Source organism: Adlercreutzia equolifaciens (assembly GCF_029076695.1).
Taxonomy (GTDB): domain Bacteria; phylum Actinomycetota; class Coriobacteriia; order Coriobacteriales; family Eggerthellaceae; genus Adlercreutzia; species Adlercreutzia equolifaciens_A.
In genome coordinates this window covers 1-26930 of the sequence record NZ_JARFIK010000003.1, presented here as the reverse complement: position 1 = coordinate 26930, position 26930 = coordinate 1, and the positions used below count along the sequence as shown (strand labels likewise).

Genomic DNA, 26930 nt, shown 5'->3' with positions numbered 1-26930 from the left:
CAAGGGGCTTTGTCGAGTACAATGCTCGAATAGGTAGCATACACGCTGCCCTGAATTATTCAGGAGGACGTTATGACTGAGCAAGATTCGCAGAAGCCTACCCAAGAGCCCGATTACGGCACCGTGGGCGCGGCTCAGGCCCAGAATGTAAAGAAGGGCCATCGCGGCGCCATCATTATTGGCCTGGTCATTGCCGCTTTAGTAGCCGCTGGCGTAGCGGTGTACCTGTTCACCCAGGGCACTTTCAACGAGCCCGTTGTTGAAACGGTTCAACGCGTACCGCTCTCCGAAGAGCGCGCCCTGGCCGCTCTGGAAGAGGCCGATATGGCCGCCCCCGACATCTCCAAGTACGCCTACGTTTCCCAGGACGACCTGATCGGTCCCAAGTTCAGCGACGTCAAAGTGGCCGAGCCGGTGGATCTGGGCGCTCCGGCCAACGTTGTGGTGGAGTGCACCGTTACCGCTACGGCCACCTTCAAGAACAAGGGCGTCGAGATCAACGTGCCCGTTACGCTGCCTTTCGATTATTCCGTCGATAGCGAGACCTGGGTGCCGGGCGACCTGACCCGCGGCGACGTTACTTCCAAGCCGCTGGCCTCCGCCAAGGCCAGCGAGATTGTCGAGCACCTGGACACCATCTTGTACGAGCACGATCCCACCTACGGCGAGGAAATGGCCGAGGCCAGCGTGGTGAAGACCAGCTCCGACCTGTCCATCGACGGCGGCCCCATCACCGTGGAGCTGTCCAAGCAGGCCGAGGTTGAGAAGGACAAGAAGAAGTACAACCAGCTGCGCACCTGCACGGTAGAGCTGGCGGTCACCTGGGCCAACGACGCCGGCTGGCAGGTAGCCGTGGCCGATGCGGGTCAGATTGACCGCAAGGACGTGCCCGTGCCCACCGATGAGGAGACCGAAGGCGACAAGAGCTCTAACGAGCAGCAGGCCGAAGTCACCGCCGCCGAAGTGAAGCCCGTGAAGCTGGGCAAGGTGAAATTCGGCGACACGGTGAAACTGAGCGGCACGCTGGAGAAGATCGGCAAGACCAAGGCCTCCAAGCTGGCCAAGGACAACGATTACAGCAACAAGGATGCTTCTGATGACGCCGACGGCGACGTGCAGTTCGTCCTCAAGTTCAACCAGCCCGTTACCATGACCCTGGACGGCAAGAAGTACGAATTCACCACTTTGCCTGTGGCGGTATCCGGCGTCAGCAAGTCCCAGATGAAGACCCTCGACGGCTTCAAGGTGGAATACGTGGAAGGCCCCTTGGAGGAAAGCTTCGCCACCAGCTGGGCCCCGGCTGGCATCAAGGCGCTCAACATCAAGCAGGCTGGCTAGCCCCGTTGCCCTTAGGGGCGAGCAGAAAGCTCAGCAGCGTCTTCCCTGAAAACCAAAGGGCGCGCGACTAACGTAGTCGCGCGCCCTTATTTGTTGCGCTCCGCCAAGCTCTTGCTTGGCGGCTTAAACACCAGCCCGACAGGACTTTCCACCTAAGAGTTCATGCCATAGGCGCCGACCCTTCCCGTGAACGGCCGGCGCCGAAAGCCCTACTGGAACGAGCCCGGCGTGGGCGGTTGCGTGGTGTAGGTGGGATACAGCGGCGGCTTCGGCACCGACAGCGTCGTCCAGTCGGACGCATAGCGACCCACCCAGTGCCCGAGGGCGCGATAGGACAGAGCCGACGCGATAACCTCGCCAATGCAGGCTACCACGTAAATGACCAGTACACCGATGACGAGCGGACCCCCCATGGCGCCCAAAAGCGCCATAGCCTGGCCAAAAGTGGGCTCAGCAACGGAGCTCATACCGGCCATGGCCGGCATAGCCCCGCCAATGCCCAGCATGACGCAGGGCATCATGACCACGAAAGACAGCACAGCGATGATGAAGCCCATCACAATGGAAGGCACCAGCGTAACCAGCAGCAGCTCGCCCCCTTTGCGCTTGCCCTTTTCCCACAGGTCCTTCACGTCGAAAGCCGCACCCAGGTTCATTGCCATGATCATACGCATTTGCATGAGCATGACCGCCACGCTGACAGCCAAGGTGACCGCAAGGCCCAACAGGCCGCCCAGGATCGGAATGAAGCCCAGGATGCCTCCCACGATACCACCCACAATGGCACCGATGAGCGACAGCACAAACGCGTAGAAGCCGTATTCGAACGTTTGGCCCGTCACCATTTTCTGAGGCAGTGGCGTGCGACCGCCGAAGGGCACCTCGCGCGCCCACAGCAGCAGGTAACCTGCCACGACAAAATTGAGGACGGGAACGCACATGATGAGGCCAAGCAGCAACAGCCGCTTGACGTAGTCCGGCGACGCCTTAAGATCAGCCCACCCGGCCGACAGGCAGCCTTGGGCGTACACCGGCGGTTGATAGTTTGCAGGCTCCATGCAAAACCTCCTTTGCGTTAAGACGCACGATGCGTCGATGCCAGGTGCGGGCCTTGAGCCCATCTGGCGCAAAAGCACCTTCCTCTGAAGCTCTCGCGCAAGACGGCTCACCCGCGCCCCTATTGTGCCAGCCTCGGGGTATCGACCTGGAATCAGATAGAAAAATGTCAACTTTTACCACGAGAATCCGCTACCATCGAAAAGAACTGCCAACCGCGCCTTCGCGTCTCCCATCGGCCGCAACGGCGCCTTCGAAAGGACGAATCATGCCCCAGGTATCCACGCCCGACGCCCCCGCCGCTTTGGGCCCCTATTCGCAAGCCATTCGCATTAACGGCTTCGTCTTCGCCTCCGGGCAGCTGGGTCTCGATCCGGTCAGTGGCGTCTTGGCCGAGGGCGTTGAGGCCCAGACCACCCAAGCCCTCACAAATCTGCGTGCTGTGCTGGAAGCCGGCGAATCGAGCCTTGACCTGGTAGTCAAGACCACGTGCTTCCTGGCCGATCTTGCCGATTTCGAGGCATTCAACGCGGAATACGCAAAATTCTTCGCCACCCAGCCGGCTCGCGAATGCGTCCAAGCGGCCGCCCTGCCCAAGGGCGCGCTGGTGGAGGTATCCGCCATTGCCGTAACGAGGTAGCCCTTCGCTCAACCCAGCGACCCTCCCTGGCTGCTTCTTATTTGAGCGCCCGCTTCTCAACCATGGTGTAGCCCTGACGCAAATTGCGTTTCACCAGGCGGTAGCACCCAAGAGCCGTAAGCGGCATACCCAGCGCCAGCACGGCACCCACATCGAAGCTGGCCAGGGTGCCCAATGCGTCGATAACCGCGCCGCCCAGGGAGGGGCCTACGGCCGCGCCGCAGGTGTAGCCAGCGCCCAGCCACGTGATGGCCTCGGTCAAACGCTCCTCGGGTACCGCCTTTTCGCATACCGTATTGGCCACAATGAGCAGCGGCGCATAGGTAGCGGCCCCTGCCAGACCCACCAACGCCAGAGACACCGCCGAGTCGATAAGGAACATGGTGGCGAAGGCGCAGCCCACCAGCGTGGCCGCTACCGCCAGCTGTTTGGCCAGCGGCTGGCGCAGGCGCACCATACCGAAGGCAAAGCCAGCCACCATGGACATGACGCCCTGCATCACCAGCACGACGCTGGCCACGTTGGGGCTGTGCAGATCTTCGGCCAACGATACCGTCGCCGTATCGAACAGGCCCAGAAACGACCCCATGAACAGATAGATAAAGAACAGTACGCGAACGACGGATGACGTACGGAACAAGCTGCGTCGCCTGGACCTTTCCGGGGCGTCCCCCGAGGCTGCCAGCTGCGCATCCTCCACTTCACTTAAGGCTCCGGCCTCTTCTTCAACGCTGGCACCTTCGCTCCAACCTGGCTGAGGCGCCGTCGAGCGCGCCAGCGTCAACAGCAAGCAGCCCGTGACAAAGGCCACGCCTCCTGCCACCATGCCAGCAACTGGATGAACGGAAGCGGCCAGGGCAATAGAGATAGAGGGGCTGAAAATAAACGCCATATCGTCAAGCACGCTCTCGTAAGAGAACATGGTACGAAGCTCGGGCGCATGGGAGCCCAGCCGCCCCGAGCGAATCAGGTACGTCCAACGCGCACGGGCCATCGCCTGAGGGCTCGGATAGAAACCCACCAGCACAGCGCCAACAAACAGCGGCCACACCGGACCATGGGCAAGCACGACCGCCAGCAAAATAACCAAGCCCGTTAAGGCCACGGCGGCGGCCTTCGGCACCACGGCCGTCTGACCACGCTCGTCAATGCGCTTGGAAACGCGCGGCCCCACTACAAAAATGGAGAGCGCGATGGTGGAGGATACGAGACCCGCCGCGAAGAACGAATACCCGGACAGCGTCATCATGGTCACGACGCCGATATTCAGCATGCTTCCAAAGAAGCGCATGAGCAAGCAGGCAACGTCGAAGGGATACGCCTGGCGCACGCGCAAGATGTCCTTATAGACCCCGGGATTAACCGCCGCCACGTTCCCTCCTTCCGCCCAATCGCCCCGAAACAGACACGCCCGAGCATCGCCGGGCGCGCATAGGCCCAGATTAACACGATGCTCAGAAAAAACGAACCCCTCCGCCTTCCAATTGTCGGACGGTCTTTTTGTTCCCTTCGACAAAGGGCACGGGGCCTCCTCTCCGTAGAAACGTTCCTGAACGTGTGCGAACTACTGCCTGTTCCATCCGCAATCGCTGTGACGGTCGCAACCGCTTCAGCATGCACCACGAGCCGCTGCAGCGCGGCCCTGGGCGCCCAAACGCAAAAGGGCCCCGCAGCAGGGCAGCTGCGGGGCCGAGACAACGGGGCGGCAAGTCGGACGCCGCCCCTTTACCACGGGGACGGACGAGCCGGGCACCTCAAGGGAAGCTGGACCAAGGGCTCAAGACCAGCATTAGCAACCCGGCTACTGGATTTCGTCCAGGGGTATACCGTTATAGTCCTTAGCAGTGAAAAACAAGATGATGCCGGCAACGGCAGCAATGGCCATCATATAGAACGCCGGCATGAGACCGTTGCCCGTGGCGTCAATCAGAGCCGTCGCCACAAACGACGCAGTGCCGCCGAACACCACATAGGCCAAGTTCGAACCCAAGGCCGCACCGGTGTAGCGCACCTCGGTCGGAAACATCTCAGCCTGATAGCAGGCAATATTCGCATCGTTCAGCGACAAGGTGATGCACATTATAAGCTCGGCAACAATGACGACGGGCAGCGTGGCCGTTCCCAACATAAGGAAGCAGGGCACCGAGAGCGCGATGAAGGCCACGCACGCAGAAAGAAGCATGCGGCGGCGACCCACTTTGTCGGACAGCGTGCCCGCGCCAAAGATGATGAACAAGTACGCCACCAGCGCCACATCCGTGGCCAGCTGCGCCTGGGAAGCCTCCATAACCGTATAACTGGTCAGATAGGTGGGCAAATAGGTCAACACCAGGTAGAAGCCTACCGCGTTCACCATGGTAGCGGCGATGGAGGACAAGAGACGTCGGCGATACTTCTTGAACACGAGACGCGTGGGGTGAGCCGCTTCCTTGTCTTCTTTTTCCATTTCCTTGAACGCTGGAGAGTCCTCCAGCTTCGTACGGATGTAGTGAGCGATAAAGCCCAGCGGACCGGCCAGCAAAAACGGGATGCGCCAGCCCCATTCGATAAGTGCCGCTTCTGGCAGAGCCATTTTCAGCACGAGGGCCATAGTAGAGCCGGCCAGAAGCCCCGTAGCCGTAGACGCCGGCACCAGCGAGCAGTAACGACCGCGCTTATCAGGCGGCGCGTACTCGGCCAGAAACACGGCAGCCCCCGAATACTCGCCCGCCACCGAGAAGCCCTGCACACTGCGCAGCACCAGCAAAAGAATGGGCGAGGCAATACCGATGGTGGCGTAGGAGGGCAAGCAGCCGATAAGGAAGGCCGCGCCCGACATGAGCAATACTGAGATAGCCAGCGATTGCTTACGTCCCTTCTTGTCGCCCATATTCCCCCAGAACATCGCACCCAAGGGACGGAAGATGAAGGCCAAGGCGAAAATAGCGAAGGCAAGCAGCGTAGAATTTACCTCGGAGTCGGGAAAGAACACAAGACCGATGGTGATAGCAAAGTAAGTGTACGTGGCATAGTCGAACCACTCGATGAAATTGCCTAAGAAGGAAGAGGCGGCGACACGTTTCAGATCGCGACCCGCAGAGGCGCCTGAGGTGGCCGGCGCAGGCCCGTCGCTAGTTCTCATGGAAATCACCCTCGCGATAAAACTCGTGCTCGATAGCACTTACCATGTTTCGCACCGCCACGTCGCGCAGGATGACGCCCTTTTCGCGCGTGGAAGCACCTGGGTGAGACAGGCACCCCGAAGGCGGCGTATAGGAGGCCACCACTGGCAGAACGTCATAGTTGGGCAGCTGAGCGGGCAGATCGCAGTACACGCCGACATCAATGCGATCCATGTCCACCAGATCGGGATGGAACAGCAGCATGAGGGAGGTTTCCATTACGCCCGCGTGCTCCAAATCCCAGCCCGTGAAGCCGTCGGGGTACAGCGCCTCGATGGTGGCGTCGTCCACGAAGTCCCAGTACGAGAGCAGCTGCACCTTCACGCCCTCGATGCCGTCGGCCTTCGCCTTTTCCAAGGCAAGCTGCGCCCCCTCGAAAATGAACTGGTAATTCTCGTAGTGTCCGTTCATGAACACGATATAGCGGGCACCGTCTTCAATGAGGTTGTAGCAAATATCGCGGGCCAGCGAGATAAGGGTGTTGCCGGCCAGCGACGTCGTACCTGACAGGTGAAAACCACCGCCGCTGCGCTGCTGGGAGCGATAGCCGAAGTTAATGGGAGCACACACGATGCCCTCAACCTTGCCCTGGGTGTCAGCCACCAAAGCCTCGGCCGTGGCCCCGGCCATGTCCTTGGTAAGCGCCGCGTCAACGCACATAGCCATATGGCTGCCATGCTGTTCCAACGCACCCACGGGGATAAACACCACTGCATCTTTGGCGATTTTATCGCGATAGGTGAACGCGTCCATTTCCTCCATATACACCGAGTTCTTCATGAGAGCGTCCTTTCCCAAGGGCCCCGCCGCCAGGGCGGGGCCGATGTCGTGAAAAAGATATTGAGGAGCCGTTACGCCGTTGCGTCGGAGGGGTGATCCCGATCGTAGGTTGCCGCTGCCGCATCGGCTGCGTCAGCCATGGCGGCAAGCTTCGGGTCCATGCCGTCGGGCGATGCATCGATGAAGCCAGCGCCGCCAGCGCCCACCTGGGCAGCCAGGGCCACTTCGCCGTCAACCGCCGCGTCATTTACTTCCGTGTTGGCTGCCTTGGTGGTGAACACAATCTGGCTCACACCGCCCAGCACAATGAGCGCGCCGCCGATAAGCTGGAAAGCCGTCATGGTCTCGCCGAAGAGCAGCAGGCCAAGCAGACTTGCCATAATGGTCTCCTGATAGGAGATGGCCGCCAGCTCTCCCGCCTTCAGGCGCTTAGTGGCATGGGTCAACAGATAGAAGGCACCGAAGCCCGTGATGAGTGCCGCAGCAATGAGCCAGAGCCACGAATCCAGCGGCATGGTGAACAGATTCCACGGGTGCGTGATGATCTCTCCGGCGGCGTTGATCTGCGTAACGCCGTTAATCTTTTCCGGATAGGACAGCGGCTGCAGGAAGAAGTTGTGCCACAGCAGCAGCACAAGAATGGCCAGCGATGCGAACAGGAAGTTCCACCACGAGCGCACGTTCGAGTCGCAGTCCTCGCGATAGCGCGAGAAGAACAAATACAGGCCGTAAGCGATGCCGGAAGCAAAGGCGATGGCGTTACCAAAGGCATAGGTGGGATCGAGATCGAGCGTGAGGCCGTTTGGCGTCACAATGCCCACGATGAACAACATGCCAACCACCACGGCCACAATGCAAAGAACGCTCTTCCAGTTGAGCTTCTCCTTCAAGAAGATGGCCGCCAGAATAGTTGACCAAATGGGACCGGTGTAAATCAGAAACGATGCATTGGCGAGCGTAGTGTACTGCGTGGAAAGGCAGTACAGGCCCGACAAGAGCCCCAAGAAAATACCGGAGAGCAGCATAGTTCCCGAAAAGCGCGTGGTCTTCACCTTCTTGAAGCCACCGATGAACAAGAAGATGATCGACAAGGCGATAAGACCCGCGAAGTTGCGCCAGAACGACACGAAGTCGCCGGGGGCGTCGATGAAGCGTGTAAAGGCGCCGATGCCACCCATCAGCGACGACGACGCGAACATCATGATAAAGCCGATGAGTTTGTACTTTGCCCGTTCGTTCATAGGAACCCTCTTTCCCTGAGCGTCAATGGAATTGGAGTGAGCCCTTCTCCCTGCCTTCGATTCTGAAGAGCACCCGCGCAAATCGCAAAGGTCGTTCAAGGAACCTTGTTCCCCACGACAGAATGTCAAAGGGTTTCTGTTCGCTTGAACGGACAAAAACCGTCATGTGTCAAATTTTCAGAACAGACATGCTAATATGTCTCTAGCAACGGCATATCTCTGATAGACGTGTTGTCAATATTTGACTTTTATCTGGTACTATTCGGGCAGCACACAAACGCCCTCAAGAGGATGAACGGCCAGCCCGGTTGAAGGTGGAGGCGCCATGATCACGGATCTTACGTTGGGCGAAAGCATCTTTAGCTCGCCGGAATTGAGCACAAAGATGAAGATTCTCCATTCGGTGAACAAATCGCTCGACCAAATCACCGTGGCAGAAATTTGCCGCAATGCCGGCATCTCGCGCCAGACCTTCTACCGCCACTTCGAGAGCAAGTACGACATTCCCTGGTGGTACTCCATTTTCTGCCGACAGTTCTATCTCAACGAGATTGGCCGCACTATTGATTGGCGCACGGGCTATTACCACCATATGCGGCTCATCGCCCAAGAGCGCGACTTCTTCCGCGAGTCCATTCAGTACTCCATCAACACGCCCTTCGGGCAAACCATCATGCCCGAGAACCGCAAGACCGTGCTTCTTGATACGCTGGAAAATTACCGGCATGTGCCCGTCACAGACAACTTGCGCTTCATCGTAGAGGTGTTCTCGAAGCTGGAATGCGAGGTGCTGAACGACTGGTTCCGCTCCGATGAGCCCACCGACCTCGTGCGCTGGACTGACGACCTGGTCAGCCTTGTCCCCGACCGCCTCTACCGCGCCCTTGAAATCCCCGGGCCGCCGGAGCCCAATTCCCAGCCCTGACGCAAACGCAACGGAGAAGTGCCACCTTGTGCCCCTCCTTGGCACGCAACAGGTTCACGTTGGAAAACTTGTAGTACTATGGCGAAGAATCATTTCACCATCAGCCTGCAAGGAGCATGACCTATGTACGACGGACTTCCCACCCCCGGCCGCAATGACGAATGCTGGTGCGGCAGCGGCAAGAAGTACAAGAAATGCCATCTCAGCTTCGACGAGCGCCTGGAGGCCCTCTACGAAGCTGGCGAAGAGGTTCCCCCGCGCGACCTGCTGAAAACCGCCGAGGACATTGCCGGGGTCAAGCACAGCGCCGAAGTGAACATCGGCGTGCTGGACTATGTGGCCGAGCGCATTGGGCCGGGCGTCACCACCGAGCAGATCGACCAGTGGGTGCACGATTACACCGTCGAGCACGACGCCATTCCGGCCCCACTCAACTACGAAGGCTTCCCGAAAAGCGTCTGCACCTCCGTCAACGAGGTAGTCTGCCACGGCATCCCCTCTTCCGATGAGGTGCTGAAGGAAGGCGACATTGTCAACGTGGACTGCTCCACTATCCGCGACGGCTATTTCTCCGACTCCTCCCGCATGTTCTGCATCGGCGAGGTATCGCCCGAAGCGGCCGACCTGGTGCGCGTCACCAAGGAGGCCGTCGAAGAGGGCCTGAAGGCCGTCAAGCCCTGGGGACACTTGGGCGATGTGGGCGCCGTCGTGAACGAGTATGCCAAGGCCCACGGCTATTCCGTCGTGCGCGAATTCGGTGGTCATGGCATCGGTCTTGAATTCCACGAGGATCCCTTCGTGAGCTTCGTCACCGAGCCGGGCACGGGCCCCATTATGGTGCCGGGCCTCATGTTCACCATCGAGCCCATGATCAACGCCGGCGCGCAGGAGATCGACATGTCCGACCCCAACGGCTGGACCGTGCGCACCGAGGACCGCTCCCTGACCGCCCAGTGGGAAGTGCAGCTCGTCATCACCGAGGATGGCTACGAGCTTCTGAGCTGGTAGCAAGTCCAGGTTCCAGCCCTGCCTACCCCGAACCCGCCCTCTTGCCCCTACAACAAGATGGCGGGTTTTTTACGGTCGGCATACGCTTAGCGCGCGACTTCGCGTTTGCTGCTTTTTCCCGCCTATGCTGAGGTCTGTCTTACCAAAGCACCTCAATGAGAGGAGTTCTCATGACCGAAAACAACACCGATCCTCGCGTCTCTAACGGCTACACCGAGGACGGCCATCAGGTAGAAAGCCAGGTAGTAAGCGGCTCGGACGCCATGTCCATCCCGAATGAGCCCGTTGTCCCCGCTGGCGACGACGAAGCCGCCGGCTTTGCCCTGCAAGCAGAAACGCTGAGCGACGGCGAGCCGGCTCGCGTTACCTCCGCCCCCGTGTCGCCCTCCCCGGCCGATGCCGACGAGCGTGCCGGCGCCCTCCTGCAGCAGCAGGAGCTGTCCCCACAGGAGCCCGTCGCTACCGCGCCCGCAGTCGCTCCTGCCGCCAACCCGGTCAGCGCCGGCTACAGCGTCGAAGGTCGACAGCTTGAACAACAGACGGTTTCCCCTGTTTCACCTTCCTCCTTCCCCACCGAGCCCGTTGTGCCCTACGGCGCCGCCCCCACCGCCTCTCAGGCCTACCAGGCCGCCTATGGCGCTCCGGTGCCGCCGCGCCCCACGGTGCCCACGGGCAATGCACCGCAAGGCGCTGGCTACAACCCCCACGCTGCCGCCACGGTCGCGGCCTACCAGAAAACCCGCAGCGCCGTTGATCCGCGCCGCGTGTTCCTCATTTGCGGCATCGTCGTAGGCGCCGTCATGGTGCTGTTCGGTCTGTGCATGCTGGCCTTCCATACGCCCAACGTAGCCGCGCAGGCCATGGACGCCTTCCAGCTGGGCCAGCAAACCTATCAGGCCACCGGTGCCACGTCTCAGGAAATCCTGAAGACCGGCTTCTCGCTGCTGCTCATCGGCTTCGGCGCTACGGACATCTGCGCCTTCGGCGCCAAGCTCTTCGCTAAGAAGGGTGCCGACCGTAAGTAAGCGCGAAGCGCAACGTCTATCTCTGCTGCACTGAAGAAAGGGGTGGAACGAGAGGTTCCGCCCCTTTGCATAGTTAGGCGTTTGCCGAGCCAAGACACCACGCTTGCCAAACCCCCAGTCGCTGTTCGCCGGAATCCACGAACGCCCTCCCAGAAACCGCGAAATCTGGGAGAACGTTTTGTTCGGCAACAATTCTTTTGCTTTTTTAATGTTCCTGTTATAATAGTCTGCAACTTACGAGGAAGCGCACAAGCTTCGCTAGATGAGGGTTCTGTTTTTGGAGGGGACAGAACCCTTTGTCTTTTCTTGGGGACTTACGCGCACCTGAAGCCAAGGCTCAAAAAAGCGTGCTCGAGCCGATTATCCACGTGCAGTAATCGACAGCTTTGCGGAATCCCCCAGGCCACTCCAAGCCCGTGCTCGTCCAGCGCCCCGTCGTCCCGTCTCTTCGGCCCGAACACCCCAGCCAATCGGCTCTATCACCCCTCTTGCCGCACCCCACACTGGTCAATCAGACCGCGTTTGCCATCCTCGCGTCTGAAAACGCGGGTTTCTGGTCAATTTCTTTGCGCTTACCATCAATTCAGAGGTATTGCTCAACTTTATCTGATTTCCGAATAAATCTGACCAGGCCCTGCGCACGCCCTCAGAAGCTCGGATGGAAAACACTCCTTCATTGACCAGCAAATTGTCGGAAAACACATGCTGATTGACCAAAGAATGGCATTTTTCAAAGGCAGGATGGAAAACGGGGCTTTATTGACCATCACGACACAACGCGCCTGTCGAAGCGGAGGCGTCGCGGCCATAACCGCCCCGTAGGCGCCAAGGCGCCGCGCCCCTGCGCGCGGAAAGGCGACGCAGCCGCGGACTGCTCCTCTGGCGCAGCGAAGCCGTAGCGCGCCGCGCCATAGCGAAGCCGCTCCACGGCCCCCAGTGCAGCGCAGGACCCCTCCATAGCGAAGCGGCCCCACATCGGGGGCCGCTTCGCATGCTTCGTTCTCTTTTGTCGCTACCGCTCTTCGGTACCGCCCTAAGCGGCGAACACGATGGAGCAGATGCTCAGCAGAATGGCACCGAACACCAGCGTGAACAGCATCATGGGCCACACGAACTTGAACCAGTGGGACATCTTCATGTCCAACATCTGCAAGGTAGCCATAATCAAGCCCGTCGGCGCAATGTAGAGCATGGCGTACTGGCCGAACTGGTAGGCAGCCACAATAATCCAGCGAGGAATGCCCACGGTGTCAGCCAGGGGAGCGAAGATGGGCATGGACAGCACGGCCAGGCCGCTGGACGAGGGAACCACGAAGCCCAGCACAAAGAAGATGAGCAGCAGGCAGATAACGAACAGCGGGCCGCTCATGCCGGTGACCAGGTTGGAAGCGGCGTTCAGCATGGTGTCGCTGATCATGCCCTCGGTCAGCACGTGATTCACACCGCGAGCCAGGCCGATGATAAGGGCCACGGGCACCAGACTCGAGGCGCCGGCGCCGAAGGCGTCAACCATCTTGGCCTCGCCCACGCCGTCCTTGCCCGTGCCGCCAATGACCATCACCAAGATGGACAAGGTCACGAACTCGGCCGCCATCTGCGGAAACCACCAGCCCAGGCTCATAACGCCCACGATCATAATAACGAAGGCAGCCACGAAGATGACCAGCACCAGCTTGCGACGCCAGCTGAACTCACGGCCCTCGGCGCTCGACTCGTCGAGCTTCCACTCGGCATTGAACTTCTCACGGTCTTCGTAGGAATAGCTGAACTCAGGATTGGCCTTGACCTTCTTCGCATACCAGTGCAGGTACAGCAGGAACACAATGCCGCCCACCACCAGGGCCAACGCACGAACGGCAATGCCCTCGGTAAACACGGTACCGGCGGCGTTCGAGGCGATAACCGCCGAGAAGGGGTTCACCGTCGAGAAGGTGGTGCCGATGGAGCCGGCCATGAAAATGGAGCCCACCACCACAATGGAGTCATAGCCCAGGGCAATAAATATTGGCGCCAGAATGGGATAGAAGGCCACCGCCTCTTCCTCTAGGCCGCACATAGTGCCACCGAAGATCATGAACACCGACACGCCGAATACGAGCAGAAACTCGCGCCCCTTGGTCTTCTTCGTCAGGGCCGCCAGCCCCGACTCAAAGGCCCCGGTAACTTTGACCACACCGATCAAGCCGCCCAAACAGAGGATGAACACCATGACGTCGATGCCGTCAATGACGCCCCACACCATGGAATAGGGAATATCCGCCAAGCTTACCGGGTTCTGGTCGAGGCCCTCATAGGTACCGGGGATAGACACGGCCTGGGTAATGGCGCCGTCAGTGAACTGGTTGATATCGATCTTCACACCCAGCTTGTCCAGGCTCTCCTGGGTGGCATCCATAGTGGACACCTCGCCGGTGGGCGAGGTTACCTGCAGCTGGCCGCTGTCCGTGTCATACATCAGCTTCGAGTACTGGCCAGCTGGCACAAACCAGGTGCAGATAACCGCAATGATGGTGACGATGAACAGAATAGTGAACGCCGAGGGGAAGGAGAACTTCCGCTTCTTCTTCTCGCTCTTGGGCTCTTGCGCGCTGGGAACGGTGCCGTCGATCACTGCTCCCGTGGTTGCTTCAGCCATGATTCGCCTCCTTACGTTTGAGGGCTTCGTTGTCTCACAAGGAGGCCCGTCGTCGCTCGGACCTCCTTGTCTTTCGCTGCCCCTAGGCTATCGGGCGCCCCCTCTGGTCGCCAAGGTATAACGTGGCAAGAACGAGGCTCTGGAACGGCTATAATGCGGTAATAGAGAAGGAAAGTGGCGGCTAAACCGAAAATAAACGCCAGATCAAGCGCTTAATTGACAGCGTTGCATCGACTCGCCTTTTCCTCAATGACAAGACGCGAGATTCGCTAAACTATGAGCAGATTGCCCATTGTTCGCCACGGGCCGTGGCTTGAGGTGCTTCATGACGCTGTTGTTCTACTACACGCTTATCATCATGTTCTTCTACACCCTGGTAGCCGCCTGCAGCCTATGCGCCTACTTCGTGTCGCGCCGAAAAGCCTACCTGTTCGCCACCCTCGGCTTCGCCTTCTATTTCTTCGACGTGTCCCTGGTGTTCAAGGACAACTTCATCACGCCGGCGGCGGTCTTCGACGCCCCCTCGTTCTACGACGTGGGCAATCCCCTGGCCACCATCATTACCGGAGCAGGCACGTTCCTTTTCCTGTGGCTGGCCGTGTGCCGCTATTGCCGTGAAGGGCGCTGGCCCATACGCTTTCTTCCCACCGTGGTCTGGGTGGCAGCCAGTGCGGCAGCCTACCTGCTCATCAAAGACCCCCAGTGGCGCGAGTTCATCTTCTACTCCATGCGCGCACTGCTGCTGTTCTTCAGCTACGGCGTGCTCCTGTACTGGTACCGCACCTCGCCCGACGCCCAGCGCCGCTCCATCATGCGTGGGCACCGTACCGCCTACCTGTGTGCCGTGGGTCTGACCGTGGCCATCGTGCTGGAGAACGTGTATTTCCAGCTCATCTACGATCCCTCGAACCTGCCTAGCGGCATGTGGATCATGGCCGAGCGCAGCCCTTCGGAGAACATGCTGTTCGTGTGCATCGGTCTGGCTGTGCTCCATGCCGCCCAGATAACCCTGCGCCTGCGTGCCGCCGAAGTGCCAGCAGGAAGCGATCCGCTTTTAGCCGAGTCCATCGACCGCCTGATGCCCCTGTACGTGCAGGCCCACGAGCTCTCAAAACGCGAAGAAGAGGTGTTGCGCTACGCCCTCATGGGCCTCGACAACCAAAACATCGCCAGCACCCTGTCGCTTACCGCCGGAACGGTGAAGGTGCACATGCACAACATCCTGAAGAAAACCGGCCACGCCAACCGCACCGAGCTGGCTCAGCACTTCTGGGAGCATTAAAAAAGCGCTCGGCTTAGCCAAGCGCTTCGTTGTTTAAATTCTGCGAGACGCACCCCTGCGAGTGCCCCGGCTCCCTACAGCGGCAAGCGCGCCTCCAGGGCGCGACCGAGGGTTACCTCGTCGGCGAATTCCAAATCGCCGCCCACGGGCAAACCGCTAGCCGGACGCGTCACCTTAATGCCGAGCGGCTTGATAAGGCGAGCCAGATAGGCCGCCGTGGTCTCGCCCTCCACGTTGGGATTCAGGGCCAGCACCACCTCGTCCACCTCTTCGCGCCCCAGGCGAGCCATGAGCGGCGCAATACGCAAGTTGTCGGGGCCAATGCCGTCCATGGGAGACAGCACGCCTCCCAACACATGGTAGACGCCGTTGAACACAGCCGTGCGCTCGATGGGCGGAATGTCGCGCGGCTCCCCCACGACGCAGATGACCGCACTATCGCGCTTGGCGCTGGCGCAAATCTCGCAGAGATCACCTTCCGCGTAGTTGAAGCAACGGGTGCAAAAATGCACGCCGGCCTTCACTTCGCGGATGGCATCGGCCAGGCGCAGCGCCTCGGAGGCGTCGGTGTTGAGGATCCAGTAGGCCATGCGCTGGGCCGACTTGGGCCCTACGCCGGGAAGGCGCTCCAGCTCATCAAGAAGCTTCTGAATGGACGGTGCCGCTTGCACGAAAAGTCGCTCTCGCTCGAACGGCTACATCAAGCCGGGGATCTTCACGCCGCCCATAACGGCGTTCATGCGGTTGTTGGCCGCCTCGGAGGCCATGCGCAGGGCCTCGTTCACCGCTGCCACTACCATGTCCTGCAGCATATCCACATCCTCGGGATCCACCGCAATGGGATCGATGGTGATGTCGGTGATAGCCATCTCGCCGGTAGCCGTGGCCTTCACCATGCCGCCGCCCGCCGAGGCCTCGAAGGTCATGGCAGCAATTTCCTCCTGGGCCAGGGCGGCCTCGCGCTGCATCTTCTGGGCCTGCTTCATCATTTTCTTCATGTCCATGGGAATGATCTCCTTGGGGTCGTAAGCTTGCTAGAGCTATTGTAGGGCAATTTGCCTAGAGCACTTCTTCGAAACTGATGCCCTCGCCAAATCCGAAAGCCAGGGAAGCGTTGAGCTCGTCGCTCGACACGGCGGGCGCTGCAGGATCAGGCGCGGGTGCTGGGACCAGGGTCGAAGCCGCCGAAGTCGGCTCGGCAGCCACCGGCGCCGAGGGCGCAGCGGGGGCAGCTTCCCACGGGGGCACCTCAGCGGGAGATACGGGCGCGGGCGTCGGCGCAGGAGCCGGGGCCGAGGGCGCAGGCGCCGTCGAGCGCGGCTCGAAGGGAATGTCGTCGTCCTCGTAGGGTACGTAGTCGTCGTAGGGAGGCACATCGTCCAGGGCCGTCAGCGACGGGTCGGGGAAGCCTGGCGAGGCGGACGAAACGGTGTCGGGCTCGGGAGGCAACGGCTCGGCGGTCGGAGCGGCCAGCGCGGGGGCCGCGGCGGATGCCGGCGCGACCGCGGACGCAGGCGCCGGAGCCGTAGGAGCAGCCGGAGCGGGCATCGGCGCCACGGACGACGGAGCGGGAGCCGACGGCGAGGCCGCGGCCGAACGCGCGGGAGCTGCGGGAGCCGCCATAGGTGAAGCCGAAGACGTCGGTGCCGTCGAAGCGGCCGAAGCGCTCGCAGCGCCCTTCATCTGGCGCAGCGAGAACGCCAACGGCGCCCCGGCAGCCTGCTGCAACGCACGGGCCAGCTCTTGCTGCACTTCGGGCTTCTGCACCACGCGGAAGGCAAACTCGCTTTCCGCAGGGAACTCGATGACCAGCGACGAGGACGCGGGATCGAAAACCGCCTTTGTGGTCAGGAACAGCGCGCCATAGGCCGCTTTGGCTTTCTTGAGAGTGCCCTGGGCCGTATGCCATAGGCGCTGGAGCGACGCAGGATTGCGCAGCTGCTCCTCCAGGCCAGCCGCCAACGGGCCGCCGGCAGCCACTACGGGAGCCCCAGCAGCCGAGGCAGGAGACTCCGAAGCGGGCGCGGGCTCGGGCGCCGCGGGAGCAACCGCAGGAGCCGGTGCGGACGCAGCGGGAGCCGGGGCTGCGGACGGTTCGGCGGCGATAGAAGCCGGCGCGGCTGCGGAAGACGGGACGGGCGCCAAAGCTGCCTCAGCCGCCGGAGCCGAGGCAGGCGCCCCCTTGGGTGCCGACGCCGGAGCGACGACAGGTGCCGGCGCAGGCACCGCAGCTGGCACGGGCGCCACCGCACCCCCCGCCAACGAGCGCTCCAGGGCCTCGATGCGCTCGGCCAGCGCCTCCAGCGTCACATCGGACTCGGGACGCACCATGCGCGTCAGGGCAATTTCGAAAGAAAGCCGCGGATTCGTGGACGTCTTCAGCTCGGCGGACACATCGCCGAGCACACCCAGCAAGCGCGCCAGCCGATCCACACCGAACAACGGCAACTCTTCAGTCAGCTCGCGACGGGTGGCATCGCTTACCTCAAGGGGCACGTCTCCTCCGGCCACGGCCATCACGTACATATTGCGCAGGTGATCGGACAGCTGCTGTACAAACTGGGCCAGATCGGCGCCGGTTTCCACGTACTCCGCCACCCAGCGGAAGCAGCCGGCTCCGTCGCGGGCCCCGATAGCCCGCACAATGTCGGCCAAATCCGTGGAGTCCACCGACCCCAGCATGCGCTCGGCCACGGCCATGGTAACCGCGCCGTCGCCGAAGGCAATGAGCTGCTCCAACGACGTCAGCGCGTTGCGCATGCCGCCTTCGGCCCGATGGGCCACCAGCTCCAGGGCCTCGCCCTCGAACTCAACGTGTTCCAGCTCGCAGATAGCCCCCAAGCGCGCCACCATGGCCTCGGTGGAAATGCGGCGGAAGTCGAAGCGCTGACAGCGCGAGTGAATGGTCTCGGGCACCTTTTGCGGATCGGTGGTGGCCAAAATGAACACCACATGGCTCGGCGGCTCCTCGAGCGTTTTCAGCAGCGCGTTGAACGCCGCGGTGGACAGCATGTGCACCTCGTCAATGATGTACACCTTGTACCGTCCGCGGGTGGGCGCATAGCTGACGCGGCCGATGATCTCCTCGCGCACGTTCTCGACGCCGGTGCGGGAGGCAGCGTCCAATTCGTAGACGTCGGGGTGCTCGCCCGCAGCAATCATCTGACAGTCCTCGCAGGTGCCGTCGGGCTCGGAGGTAGGACCGCATTCGCACAGCAACGCCTTGGCCAGAAGGCGCGCCGTGGTGGTCTTGCCCGTGCCGCGCGGACCGGTGAACAGGTAGGCGTGGCTGACCTTGTCCTGCTCGATGGCGTTCTTGAGGGTACGCTCGATATGCTCCTGCCCCACCACATCCTCGAAGATCTGGGGGCGATACTTTCGGTAGAGGGCCTCGGCCATAACCTAGTTCTCCTTGCTCTCCTCAGCAACCCGCTGGCGCGCTTCGGCCTTCGCCTCGGCCTCGGCTCGCAGCACCTTCTCCTCAGTCAGCTCGCGCTCGTACTCCGCCTGGCTCACCTTCTCCTCGGCCTTGGCCACCGGATCGCCTTGCTTGGCCTTGCGCGCCGTCATGGCCGCCTTGATGGCCCCGATGAACGCCGGCGCCACCGACACAGCCACAATGCCCAGCACGATAACCTCGAAGTGCTCCTGCACGACGGGAATACCACCGAAGAAGTAACCCACCAGCACGAACAGGCTGACCCAGGCGATGCCGCCGATGGCATTGAACAGCGTGAACTTCCCGAAATTCATATGGCCCGTACCCGCAATGAACGGAGCGAAGGTGCGGAAGAAGGGCATAAAGCGCGTGATGATGATGGTCAGGCCGCCGTAGCGCTCGAAGAAATGGTCGAGCTTGGCCATGCGCTCGGGAGTGAGCGCCTTCACTTTGCCCGAGTCGATAATGCGAGCGCCGAACAGACGCGCAATCCAGTAGTTCGAAGTGTTGCCCAAAATAGCCGCGGCATAAAACACAATGAGCGTGGCCCAAATGTTCAGACCGCCACCGTCGGCCGAGAACACGCCCGCCGCAAACAACAGCGAATCGCCGGGCAAGAACGGGAAGAACACCAGGCCCGTTTCGACGAATACGATAAGGAACAGCGGCGTGTACACCCACACTGGCCCCAAGGCAATGATCCAGCCGGCAATGAAGCCGCGCGGATCCTTCAGGAGATTAATGAAGAAATCGATGATGCCCATGGTTGCCTTTCAAAGCAGAATGCAGAAAGTGCCTCGAATAGGTATGGGCGCTCGTCAGCGGTCCCTTATGGCTGCTTCCTCCCGGACCTGACCAGGTTCGGAACTTGGCGCCGCCCATACCCATTCGAGGCACTCGAACTCGTGAGTTCATAGTATAGGCGAACGGAGCCCCAGGCGCGCGCCTCCGTTCGCCGTGTAACCAAAAGTCCACAGGGCGAAAGGTGCTTGGGGGCCTGTTCGGTTCCGTGGTACCATGCATCTCGCAGAAAAAACGATGCTTAAACGATGCAATTCTGAAGGATGCCCATGGCCCGATCCGATCGCAGCCGCACATCCGCCGACCGACGGCCCCGCTCCTCCGAGCCGGCCCTGACGCTCTCCACGGGGCGCCTGGAAGGTCGCTCTGCTCAAGAGGCAGCGGCGCGGCGCAACCGACATAATCCCCTGCGGGACGAATATCCCTCACGGCGCGACGATCCGCGCCCTTCTCGCTTTTCCGACGACGCCGACTCCTCCCGATCGCGACGTCGCTCTCGGACCTCGCAAGACGACCACAACCGCTCCTCGCGTTCTCGTCGCGATACTGGCAGCCGCGGCCCCAACTCGCAACGCTCCCGCGGTGCTGCTCGCACCGCCCCTCGCCGCAGCTTGGACCTGCGCACGGCCGCCCTGGGCGCCGTCGCCCTCATCCTGGCCGTCATCTTCGTCATGGCCCTGGCCCATGTGGGGCCCTTTAGCCGCCCCCAGCAGCAAGATCCCGCCAAAAACGTCGGCGTCCTGGGGTTGGCCGCCGTCAGCAACAACGCCACGGGGCTCTTCCAGAACGCCGCCACGCAAATCAGTTTTGCCCTGCCCGTCGAGCCCGAGCTTGACGAGCTGCCGGCCCACACCCCAACGGCCCAGGAAATCCTGGCGCTCTCGGATCAGAAGACCCCCTTCGCGTTTACCCTGAACAGCGAAGACACCAGCAGCGCCCCGGTCCTGAGTGACCGATCGCTGGTGGCCCTCAACAACGCCCTCATGTTCTATGAAGTGCGCGACTATGCCGCCAGCTACCTTATGCTGGACCTTGCCACGGGCCGCGGCATAGCCGGCAACCTGGATCAGACCATTTACGGCGCCAGCTCCTTCAAAGGCCCCTTCTGCACCTACGTGGTGCAGAAGGAAATGCCCAACGACATCAACGAGGCCTCCTCATCGCGGATCACCGAGATCGAGAACGCCATTGTGTACTCCGACAACGCCTCCTACGGTCAGCTGCGTCGGGATTTCGGCAACGACGGCATCAAGGAGTGGCTGGGTGAAGCCGGCGTCGATGCGGCCCTGGCCGATGACACTATGTTCCCCCGGTATACCGGGCGCCAAGCAGCGCTTATGTGGCTGAAAATCTACGATTACCTGAAGAACGCCGACACCTCAGCAGCCGAGTGGCTCTCCGACACCTTCGAGAAGACCGAGGTGTCCTTCCTGCGCAACGGCGCCTTGGGCACCAGCAGCGCCGGCCACACCGACTATCTGCCCGAAGAGGGGTCGGGCAGCGAAGAGGGCTTCGAGGAGACGGAACTGGCCGCCGATGCCGCCGACGATACCGAGCCTGCCGACGATGAGCTCCTGGCCGTCACCGTGGTTGAAGACGGCGAAGAGGCCGCGGAACCCGCCCCTGAGGTGGCCAGCCTGGGCAGCAGCATCACCGTGCGCAACAAGGCCGGCTGGATCGCCGGCGAGGAGGACGACGCCATCTGCGACGCCGGCATCGTCACTATCAACGGCCACGACTACCTCATGGTCATCATGACCTCGGCCGCCGATTCCGCCGAAGGCGAGCAGGCCTTCGCCCATTTGGCTCGCACCCTCTTCGAGGTGCGCACTGATTTGGTATAGGCGACTCCGCACTGCCGCAGCAAAAGACCCTTCCGACAACAGAAAAGCCCCGCGCTCCGACTTCGGAGCGCGGGGCCCTTTGCTTTAACGCTGCAACCAAAGTGGCTAATAATCCCTTACAGGATGCGCAGGCTGACTTCCTTCAGCTGACGGCCGGTGACAGCGGAAGGCGCGCCCGTCATGGGGTCGCTCGCCGAAGAGGTCTTCGGGAAGGCAATGACGTCGCGGATGGAGTCCTTGCCAGCCAGCAGCATGACCAAGCGGTCGAGGCCCAGGGCGATGCCGCCATGGGGCGGAGCGCCCAGCTCCAGGGCACGGATGAGGTGACCGAACTTCTCGTCGATCTGCTCGTCAGTGAGACCCACCACGCGCAGAATGCGACGCTGCTCCTCGGCATTGTGGATACGAATGGTGCCGCCGCCTACCTCGAAGCCGTCCATGACCAGGTCGTAGGAGTAGCTGCCGCAGGCCAGCGGATCGCTCTCGATCTTATCCAGGTCCTCCTTCAGCACATGAGTGAAGGGGTGATGCTCGGCGGCGTACTTCTTCTCGTCCTCGTCGTAGCGGAACATGGGGAAGTTCACCACCCACAGCAGCGCATGGCCCGGACGCGGAATGTCCAGCGCCTCGGCCATGTGCAGGCGCAGCGCGGAAAGCACGGCATTGGCCACTTCGGGCTTGTCGGCCGCGAACAGCAGCAGGTCGCCAGGCTCTACCTCCATCTCGGCCTTCAGAGCCGCCCACTCCTCGTCGGTGAAGAACTTCTTGATGGGGCTCTTCTCCTGACCATCGGTGGTGAAGGCCACCCAGGCCATGCCCTTGGCGCCGTTGGCCTCGGCAATGGCGGCCAGCTTTTCTACCTCGCCGCGGGACCAATCGCCGGCGCCCTTGGCGTTGATGGCCTTCACAATGCCGCCGGACTGAGCCACGGAGGCGAACACCTTGAAGCCGGTGTCCTTCACGATGTCGGTAATGTCGTGCAGCAGCATGCCGAAGCGCACGTCGGGGCGATCGCAGCCGTAGAGGCGCATGGCCTCGGAATACTGCATCTTCTGCAGGGGGAACTGCACGTCGTCGACGCCCACGGCCTTCAGCGTCTCGGCCATGACGCCTTCCATCATGTCAGTGACGTCCCAGCCCTCCACGAAGGACATTTCGATGTCCACCTGGGTGAACTCGGGCTGGCGGTCGGCACGCAGGTCCTCGTCGCGGAAGCAGCGGGCAATCTGGTAATAGCGCTCGACACCGGCGCACATGAGCATCTGCTTGAACTGCTGGGGGCTCTGAGGCAGAGCGTAGAACTTGCCGGGGTTCGGACGCGACGGCACGATGTAGTCACGAGCGCCCTCGGGAGTGGAGTTCGCCAGGATGGGCGTCTCGATCTCCAGGAAGCCGCGCTCGTCCAGCGCGCGGCGCATGGCCTGGGTAACCGTATGGCGCAGCTTCAGGTTGGCCAGCATCTCGGGACGACGAATGTCCAGGTAGCGCCACTTCATGCGCGTGGTCTCATCGGTCTCGATGCCGTCTTCGATGGAGAACGGCGGCGTAACCGAGGTGTTCAGCACCTCCACGGCATCGGCCAGCACCTCGATGGTACCGGTGACCATGTTGGGGTTCACGGCCTCGGGGGCGCGCTCGCGCACGCGGCCGGAAATCTTCAGCACGTACTCGCGGCCCAGGTGCTCGGCCTTCTGGAAGTCCTCCGCGCTCACGCAATCGGGGTCGACCACAATTTGCGTATAGCCCTCGCGGTCGCGAAGGTCGATGAAGATAAGGCCGCCGTGGTCGCGCGTGTGCCACGCCCAACCGGTCAGGACCACTTCCTGGTTCACATCATCGGCACTCAGCTGCCCGCAGGTGGCCGTGTGCATGCAGTACTCGTTACGGAAATCTTCCATAGTGCTGTTCGTTCTCCTAGTCGTCATTGAAACAAGCCCTTCTCAACCTTAGTTGAGTTTAGAGGGATACGGGGTGGCACTCACCAAGCGAGTTCCGCAGCGAACGGAAATGTCCAGTGAACATTTCCGCCGAGCGAGGACTGTCTGAGCGACTGAGCGCTACCCCGTAGCCCGTTCCCGAGGAGTCGCTACTCCTCGATGAGGTCGCGAAGGACGTATTGCAGGATACCACCATTCTCGTAGTAGCGGCCCTCCGTAGGGGTATCGATACGCACGGTGGCATCGAACTCCACTTCACTTCCATCTTCCTTGGCCGCCGTCACCTTCACCACGGCCGGATTGGGCAGACCCGCCGAGAAGTCGATGGGGGCCACCGTGATAATCTCCGAGCCATCAAGGCCGAGCCATTCGGCGTTCTGGCCCTCCATGAACTGCAGCGGCAGAATGCCCATGCCAATAAGATTGGAGCGGTGAATACGCTCGAAGCTTTCGGCGATGGCCACGCGCACGCCCAGCAGCATGGGGCCCTTGGCCGCCCAGTCGCGCGAGGAACCGGAGCCGTACATCTTGCCCGCCAGCACCGCCGCCGGAGAGCCGGCCTTCTCGTAGTTCACCGCTGCGTAGTACAGCGGTGCAATATCGCCCGTGGTGAAATCGCGGGTCCAGCCGCCCTTACGACCATCGGCCAGCTTGTTCTGCAGCTTCACATTGGCGAAGGTGCCACGCATCATCACCTCGTGGTTGCCGCGACGGGCGCCGTAGGTGTTGAAATCGGCCGGCGCCACACCGTGCGCCTCCAGATATTCCGCTGCCGGCATGTCGGGCGCAATGGAGCCCGCCGGAGAAATGTGGTCGGTGGTGATGAAGTCGCCGAAGTTGCCCAGCACGCGGGCATCGGCCACCGGGGCCGGCGCCGTCACCGCGCGGGTCATGCCGTCGAAGTAGGGAGGACGGCGCACGTAGGTAGACTGCTCGTCCCAGGCAAAAGTGTCGCTGGGCTCCGCGCCCAGGTCCTGCCACGCCGCATCGCCCTCGAACATGCCGGCAGCGCCCTGCTCGTACAAATCGGCCGTCACATAACGCTCGACCAAGGCCGCCACCTCATCGGCATCGGGCACGATGTCGGCGTAGTAGACGGGGTTGCCCTGGCCGTCGACGCCCAGGGCGTCCTTCTCCAGGTCGATGTCCATGGTCCCCGCCAGGGCGTAGGCGATAACGTTAGCGGGCTGCATCAGGTAGTTCTGGGACACGTCAGGGGAAATACGTCCCTCGAAGTTGCGGTTGCCCGAAAGCACGCTGGCCAGCTCGATATCGTCGGCAACGGCATGCACCGGCTCCATCAGGGGGCCGGAATTGCCGATGCAGCTCATGCAGCCGAAACCGCAAGTGTAGAAGCCCAAATCGCGCAGAGGCTGCGTGAGCCCCGCCCGCTCCAGCAAAAGCTCGGTGGCACGGCTGCCCGGGGCCAGGATGGTCTTCACCCACGGCTTGGGGGCAAGACCGCGCTCGGCGGCGTTGCGCGCCATAAGGCCCGTCGCAATCATCATGGCCTGATCGGTGGCCGTCGTGCAGCTGGTTACCGCGGCAATGGCAATGGCGCCGTGGGTCAGCTCGCAATCCTGACCGTCGATGGCCACGTGGACGCTGGTATCGTCCAGGCCGCGCTCCTTGCAGATGGCGCGGAAGCGCTCGCCGGCCTCGGCCAGAGGAATACGGTCATGGGGACGGGAGGGACCGGCGATAGAAGGCTGCACCGAGCCCAAATCCAGCTCGATAACCTCGGCATAGGTGCGCGGTGCGGCTTCCGGGTCGTTCCAATAGCCCTGGGCCTTGGCGTACGCCTCCACAAGAGCAACTTGATCGTCGCTACGGCCCGTCAGGCGCAGGTAGTCCAAGGTGCGCTCATCGACGGGGAACAACGTGCAGGTGCTGCCATACTCAGGCGTCATGTTCGCAATGCAGGCGCGCTGGGTTGCCGAAAGCGCTGCTACGCCAGGACCGAAGCATTCCACGAAGCAGCCCACCACGCCGCGAGCGCGCAGCATACTGGCAAAGGTGAGAGAAACGTCCATGGCGGACACGCCAGCCGCCAGCTGGCCCGTCAGCTTCACGCCGATAACGCGCGGTACCAAGGTGGTAATAGGTTGGCCCAGAGCCGCCGCCTCAGCCTCGATGCCGCCGACGCCCCAACCCAAAACGCCAATGCCGTTGGCCGTAGGGGTGTGGGAGTCCGTGCCCACCAACGTATCGAAATACACCAGCGGGTTGCCGTCGGCACCAGTCAGCCCCGCAGGCGATTCCATGACCACGCTAGCGAACTTCTCGATATTCAGCTGATGGCAGATACCCTGTCCCGGCGGCACGATGCGCACATTCTCGAAGGACTCCTGAGCCCATTTCAAAAAGTCGTAGCGCTCGGCATTGCGCTGGAACTCGAGGCGCATGTTCTCGTCCATGCAGCCCGGACAACCCGCCTCGTCGGCGATGACGGAATGGTCGATTACCAAGTCGCAAGGAACCTGGGGGTTGATCTTCTTAGGGTCGCCGCCCAATTCGGCGCAAGCCTCGCGCATAACGGCAAAATCGACGAATACCGGCACGCCCGTGAAGTCTTGGAACAGCACGCGCGCCGGCGAGAACTCCACCTCATCGCCCGTCTGCCCCGTCAAGCCGGCCTGCACGATGCGATCGGCCATAACCGAGGCCTCCTCGGCCGTGCGGCCATTGCGCAGGGCGTTCTCCAGCAGCACGGTCAGCGAATAGGGGAGCTTTTCGGCACCCTCCACGGCACTGACGGGATAATAGGCATAGGCGGCATCGCCCACTTTGAGCGTAGATTCAAAACTCATGAGGTTGGTTCCTCCCTTAAGAAACGTTTTCCAGAATCTGAGAAGCGCGGCGCTTAAGCATGCCCTTGCCGTTGGTGGCATCGAAGCGCATGCGCTCGGCCAGCTCCTCCTTCACGGACGGGTCCAGTTTGCCCGCAGAAAAATCGATAACAGCCAACAGCATATCTTGGAATTCCAGATCGCCGTGATAGCACTGAATGCCCTCGTCGATGAGGGGCCACACCTTCTCGGAACGCTTCTCAGTGGTAGCGCCCAAGTAGCACAGAAAGCGCATGGCCGCCAGACGCAGCGGACCGCTGTCCTCATCGAACAACGCGCTCTCCGCCCCCGGCACCGCCTTGTCGCAGATACGGGAGTCGAGGGGGATCAGCTGAGTCAGGGCGTCGAGGCACTCCCACCGCGTTTGCGCCTCAGGGCGCTCCAGCGCGTCTACCAACGCAGCGCTATGGTCCAAAAGCAGTTCTGGGTTTTCTTTTGCCACAACGGCCACCGTCTTGGCCGCCTGCTGACGCTCGCGGCGACTCGCGCCCGCCAAGGCATCGACAACCGAGGTCAAAACGGCCGGATCGGTAAGAGCGGCCTGGGCAATGTTCTTTGCTTCCGAAGATTCTGAACTCAAGGGGAACAGTCCTCTCTCTTAAGCAGGCACGCCCAAGCGTGCCCACAGCTTTCCAGAACACATTATACGCCCCGTATAGAAAGCCTTTTATGAAGTTGACTGATTTGCTGGTCAAATGGCAGCAGACGGGAGACGCCACCCTGCCCTCAAAGAAAAGCATCCGCATACAAAAATAGACCAGCAATGCTGGTCTATCGTTTCAAGACAGTGAGTATTGACGCAGAACCTTTTCGACGTTCTGCAAAACCACTTAAAGGCAATCTATCGCCGCCACGTAAAAGCGCCCCCTGCGAGCGGAACGACCTGTCCTCCCGCGGCCTGGCGCCGCAGTACTTTCGGCGAGGTGGGGCTTAACTGCCGAGTTCGGAATGGGATCGGGTGATCCCCCA

General features: G+C 61.6%; 20 protein-coding genes, 1 rRNA gene and 1 other RNA gene. 7 read left to right on the top strand and 15 right to left on the bottom strand.

The window, feature by feature from the left end; genetic code table 11:
• Positions 1-72: 72 nt before the first annotated feature.
• A complete protein-coding gene (locus PZH32_RS11005; protein WP_275208280.1) occupies positions 73-1338 on the top strand; it encodes a hypothetical protein in 1266 nt (421 codons plus the stop codon).
• A 209-nt stretch (positions 1339-1547) separates the two neighbouring features.
• Here PZH32_RS11005 and PZH32_RS11000 read toward each other — a convergent pair whose 3' ends face one another.
• Positions 1548-2396 (bottom strand): DUF4013 domain-containing protein, encoded by an 849-nt coding sequence (locus PZH32_RS11000; protein WP_275208278.1) that lies wholly within the window; start codon positions 2394-2396, stop codon positions 1548-1550.
• A 266-nt stretch (positions 2397-2662) separates the two neighbouring features.
• Between PZH32_RS11000 and PZH32_RS10995 the strand changes: the two genes are divergently transcribed.
• Entirely contained in the window at positions 2663-3034 is a 372-nt protein-coding gene (locus PZH32_RS10995) for a Rid family detoxifying hydrolase (RefSeq protein WP_275208277.1), read from the top strand.
• 37 nt (positions 3035-3071) lie between these two features.
• On the opposite strand, the gene PZH32_RS10990 is transcribed toward PZH32_RS10995, so the two are convergent.
• The 4 genes from PZH32_RS10990 to PZH32_RS10975 form a co-directional block, all read right to left on the bottom strand.
• Positions 3072-4406 (bottom strand): MFS transporter, encoded by a 1335-nt coding sequence (locus PZH32_RS10990; protein ID WP_275208275.1) that lies wholly within the window; start codon positions 4404-4406, stop codon positions 3072-3074.
• A gap of 429 nt (positions 4407-4835) precedes the next feature.
• Positions 4836-6155, bottom strand: coding sequence for an MFS transporter (locus PZH32_RS10985; protein WP_275208273.1), 1320 nt, complete (start codon positions 6153-6155; stop codon positions 4836-4838).
• A complete protein-coding gene (locus PZH32_RS10980) occupies positions 6145-6975 on the bottom strand; it encodes a creatininase (RefSeq protein WP_275208271.1) in 831 nt (276 codons plus the stop codon). Before PZH32_RS10980 ends, PZH32_RS10985 begins: the two co-directional genes overlap by 11 nt.
• Positions 6976-7046: 71 nt before the next feature.
• On the bottom strand, positions 7047-8216 hold the full coding sequence (locus tag PZH32_RS10975; protein WP_275208270.1) for a DMT family transporter: 1170 nt from the start codon (positions 8214-8216) through the stop codon (positions 7047-7049).
• 325 nt (positions 8217-8541) lie between these two features.
• On the opposite strand from PZH32_RS10975, the gene PZH32_RS10970 reads away from it, so the two are divergent.
• The 3 genes from PZH32_RS10970 to PZH32_RS10960 all read left to right on the top strand — a co-directional run bounded on the left by PZH32_RS10970 (position 8542) and on the right by PZH32_RS10960 (position 11174).
• Positions 8542-9141, top strand: a complete 600-nt coding sequence (locus tag PZH32_RS10970; protein ID WP_275208267.1) for a TetR/AcrR family transcriptional regulator — start codon at positions 8542-8544, stop codon at positions 9139-9141.
• 123 nt (positions 9142-9264) lie between these two features.
• On the top strand, positions 9265-10149 hold the full coding sequence (locus tag PZH32_RS10965; protein ID WP_275208265.1) for a methionyl aminopeptidase: 885 nt from the start codon (positions 9265-9267) through the stop codon (positions 10147-10149).
• Between the two features lie 170 nt (positions 10150-10319).
• Positions 10320-11174, top strand: coding sequence for a hypothetical protein (locus PZH32_RS10960; protein ID WP_275208264.1), 855 nt, complete (start codon positions 10320-10322; stop codon positions 11172-11174).
• A 1033-nt stretch (positions 11175-12207) separates the two neighbouring features.
• On the opposite strand, the gene PZH32_RS10955 is transcribed toward PZH32_RS10960, so the two are convergent.
• The gene (locus PZH32_RS10955) at positions 12208-13809 is read right to left on the bottom strand and encodes a YfcC family protein (RefSeq protein ID WP_275208262.1); all 1602 of its coding nucleotides are present in this window, start codon (positions 13807-13809) and stop codon (positions 12208-12210) included.
• Positions 13810-14134: 325 nt separating this feature from the next.
• On the opposite strand from PZH32_RS10955, the gene PZH32_RS10950 reads away from it, so the two are divergent.
• A complete protein-coding gene (locus PZH32_RS10950) occupies positions 14135-15091 on the top strand; it encodes a helix-turn-helix transcriptional regulator (protein ID WP_275208261.1) in 957 nt (318 codons plus the stop codon).
• Between the two features lie 74 nt (positions 15092-15165).
• On the opposite strand, the gene recR is transcribed toward PZH32_RS10950, so the two are convergent.
• From recR to ffs, 5 genes are all read right to left on the bottom strand, one after another.
• Positions 15166-15762: a recombination mediator RecR gene (recR, locus tag PZH32_RS10945; RefSeq protein WP_275208259.1), complete on the bottom strand. Its 597-nt coding sequence runs from the start codon at positions 15760-15762 to the stop codon at positions 15166-15168.
• Between the two features lie 24 nt (positions 15763-15786).
• Positions 15787-16095 carry a YbaB/EbfC family nucleoid-associated protein gene (locus tag PZH32_RS10940; RefSeq protein WP_275208257.1) on the bottom strand — a complete coding sequence of 103 codons (309 nt, stop codon included), beginning with the start codon at positions 16093-16095 and terminating at the stop codon, positions 15787-15789.
• Positions 16096-16150: 55 nt separating this feature from the next.
• Positions 16151-18490, bottom strand: a complete 2340-nt coding sequence (dnaX, locus tag PZH32_RS10935; protein ID WP_275208255.1) for a DNA polymerase III subunit gamma/tau — start codon at positions 18488-18490, stop codon at positions 16151-16153.
• A 3-nt stretch (positions 18491-18493) separates the two neighbouring features.
• Positions 18494-19294, bottom strand: coding sequence for a VTT domain-containing protein (locus PZH32_RS10930; protein WP_275208254.1), 801 nt, complete (start codon positions 19292-19294; stop codon positions 18494-18496).
• Between the two features lie 32 nt (positions 19295-19326).
• Positions 19327-19420, bottom strand: an RNA gene (gene ffs, locus PZH32_RS10925) — signal recognition particle sRNA small type.
• 180 nt (positions 19421-19600) lie between these two features.
• Here ffs and PZH32_RS10920 point away from each other — a divergent pair.
• Complete coding sequence (locus PZH32_RS10920; protein ID WP_275208253.1) at positions 19601-21175, top strand: hypothetical protein; 1575 nt, start codon at positions 19601-19603, stop codon at positions 21173-21175.
• Between the two features lie 116 nt (positions 21176-21291).
• Here the strand turns inward: PZH32_RS10920 and aspS are convergent, their stop codons facing one another.
• The 4 genes from aspS to rrf form a co-directional block, all read right to left on the bottom strand.
• Entirely contained in the window at positions 21292-23073 is a 1782-nt protein-coding gene (gene aspS, locus PZH32_RS10915) for an aspartate--tRNA ligase (RefSeq protein WP_275208251.1), read from the bottom strand.
• Between the two features lie 188 nt (positions 23074-23261).
• Positions 23262-25922, bottom strand: coding sequence for an aconitate hydratase AcnA (gene acnA / locus PZH32_RS10910; protein WP_275208250.1), 2661 nt, complete (start codon positions 25920-25922; stop codon positions 23262-23264).
• A 16-nt stretch (positions 25923-25938) separates the two neighbouring features.
• On the bottom strand, positions 25939-26541 hold the full coding sequence (locus PZH32_RS10905) for a hypothetical protein (protein WP_275208249.1): 603 nt from the start codon (positions 26539-26541) through the stop codon (positions 25939-25941).
• 290 nt (positions 26542-26831) lie between these two features.
• Positions 26832-26930: ribosomal RNA gene (gene rrf, locus PZH32_RS10900) — 5S ribosomal RNA — on the bottom strand; the annotation flags it as partial.

Coding starts and splice junctions, on each gene's coding strand:
- PZH32_RS10970 (WP_275208267.1), top strand. CDS start 8,542: ATGATCACGGATCTTACGTTGGGCGAAAGCATCTTTAGCTCGCCGGAA.
- PZH32_RS10975 (WP_275208270.1), bottom strand. CDS start 8,216: ATGAACGAACGGGCAAAGTACAAACTCATCGGCTTTATCATGATGTTC.
- PZH32_RS10955 (WP_275208262.1), bottom strand. CDS start 13,809: ATGGCTGAAGCAACCACGGGAGCAGTGATCGACGGCACCGTTCCCAGC.
- PZH32_RS10980 (WP_275208271.1), bottom strand. CDS start 6,975: ATGAAGAACTCGGTGTATATGGAGGAAATGGACGCGTTCACCTATCGC.
- PZH32_RS10995 (WP_275208277.1), top strand. CDS start 2,663: ATGCCCCAGGTATCCACGCCCGACGCCCCCGCCGCTTTGGGCCCCTAT.
- PZH32_RS10960 (WP_275208264.1), top strand. CDS start 10,320: ATGACCGAAAACAACACCGATCCTCGCGTCTCTAACGGCTACACCGAG.
- PZH32_RS11000 (WP_275208278.1), bottom strand. CDS start 2,396: ATGGAGCCTGCAAACTATCAACCGCCGGTGTACGCCCAAGGCTGCCTG.
- PZH32_RS11005 (WP_275208280.1), top strand. CDS start 73: ATGACTGAGCAAGATTCGCAGAAGCCTACCCAAGAGCCCGATTACGGC.
- PZH32_RS10920 (WP_275208253.1), top strand. CDS start 19,601: ATGGCCCGATCCGATCGCAGCCGCACATCCGCCGACCGACGGCCCCGC.
- PZH32_RS10965 (WP_275208265.1), top strand. CDS start 9,265: ATGTACGACGGACTTCCCACCCCCGGCCGCAATGACGAATGCTGGTGC.
- aspS (WP_275208251.1), bottom strand. CDS start 23,073: ATGGAAGATTTCCGTAACGAGTACTGCATGCACACGGCCACCTGCGGG.
- dnaX (WP_275208255.1), bottom strand. CDS start 18,490: ATGGCCGAGGCCCTCTACCGAAAGTATCGCCCCCAGATCTTCGAGGAT.
- PZH32_RS10930 (WP_275208254.1), bottom strand. CDS start 19,294: ATGGGCATCATCGATTTCTTCATTAATCTCCTGAAGGATCCGCGCGGC.
- PZH32_RS10940 (WP_275208257.1), bottom strand. CDS start 16,095: ATGGACATGAAGAAAATGATGAAGCAGGCCCAGAAGATGCAGCGCGAG.
- PZH32_RS10950 (WP_275208261.1), top strand. CDS start 14,135: ATGACGCTGTTGTTCTACTACACGCTTATCATCATGTTCTTCTACACC.
- acnA (WP_275208250.1), bottom strand. CDS start 25,922: ATGAGTTTTGAATCTACGCTCAAAGTGGGCGATGCCGCCTATGCCTAT.
- PZH32_RS10985 (WP_275208273.1), bottom strand. CDS start 6,155: ATGAGAACTAGCGACGGGCCTGCGCCGGCCACCTCAGGCGCCTCTGCG.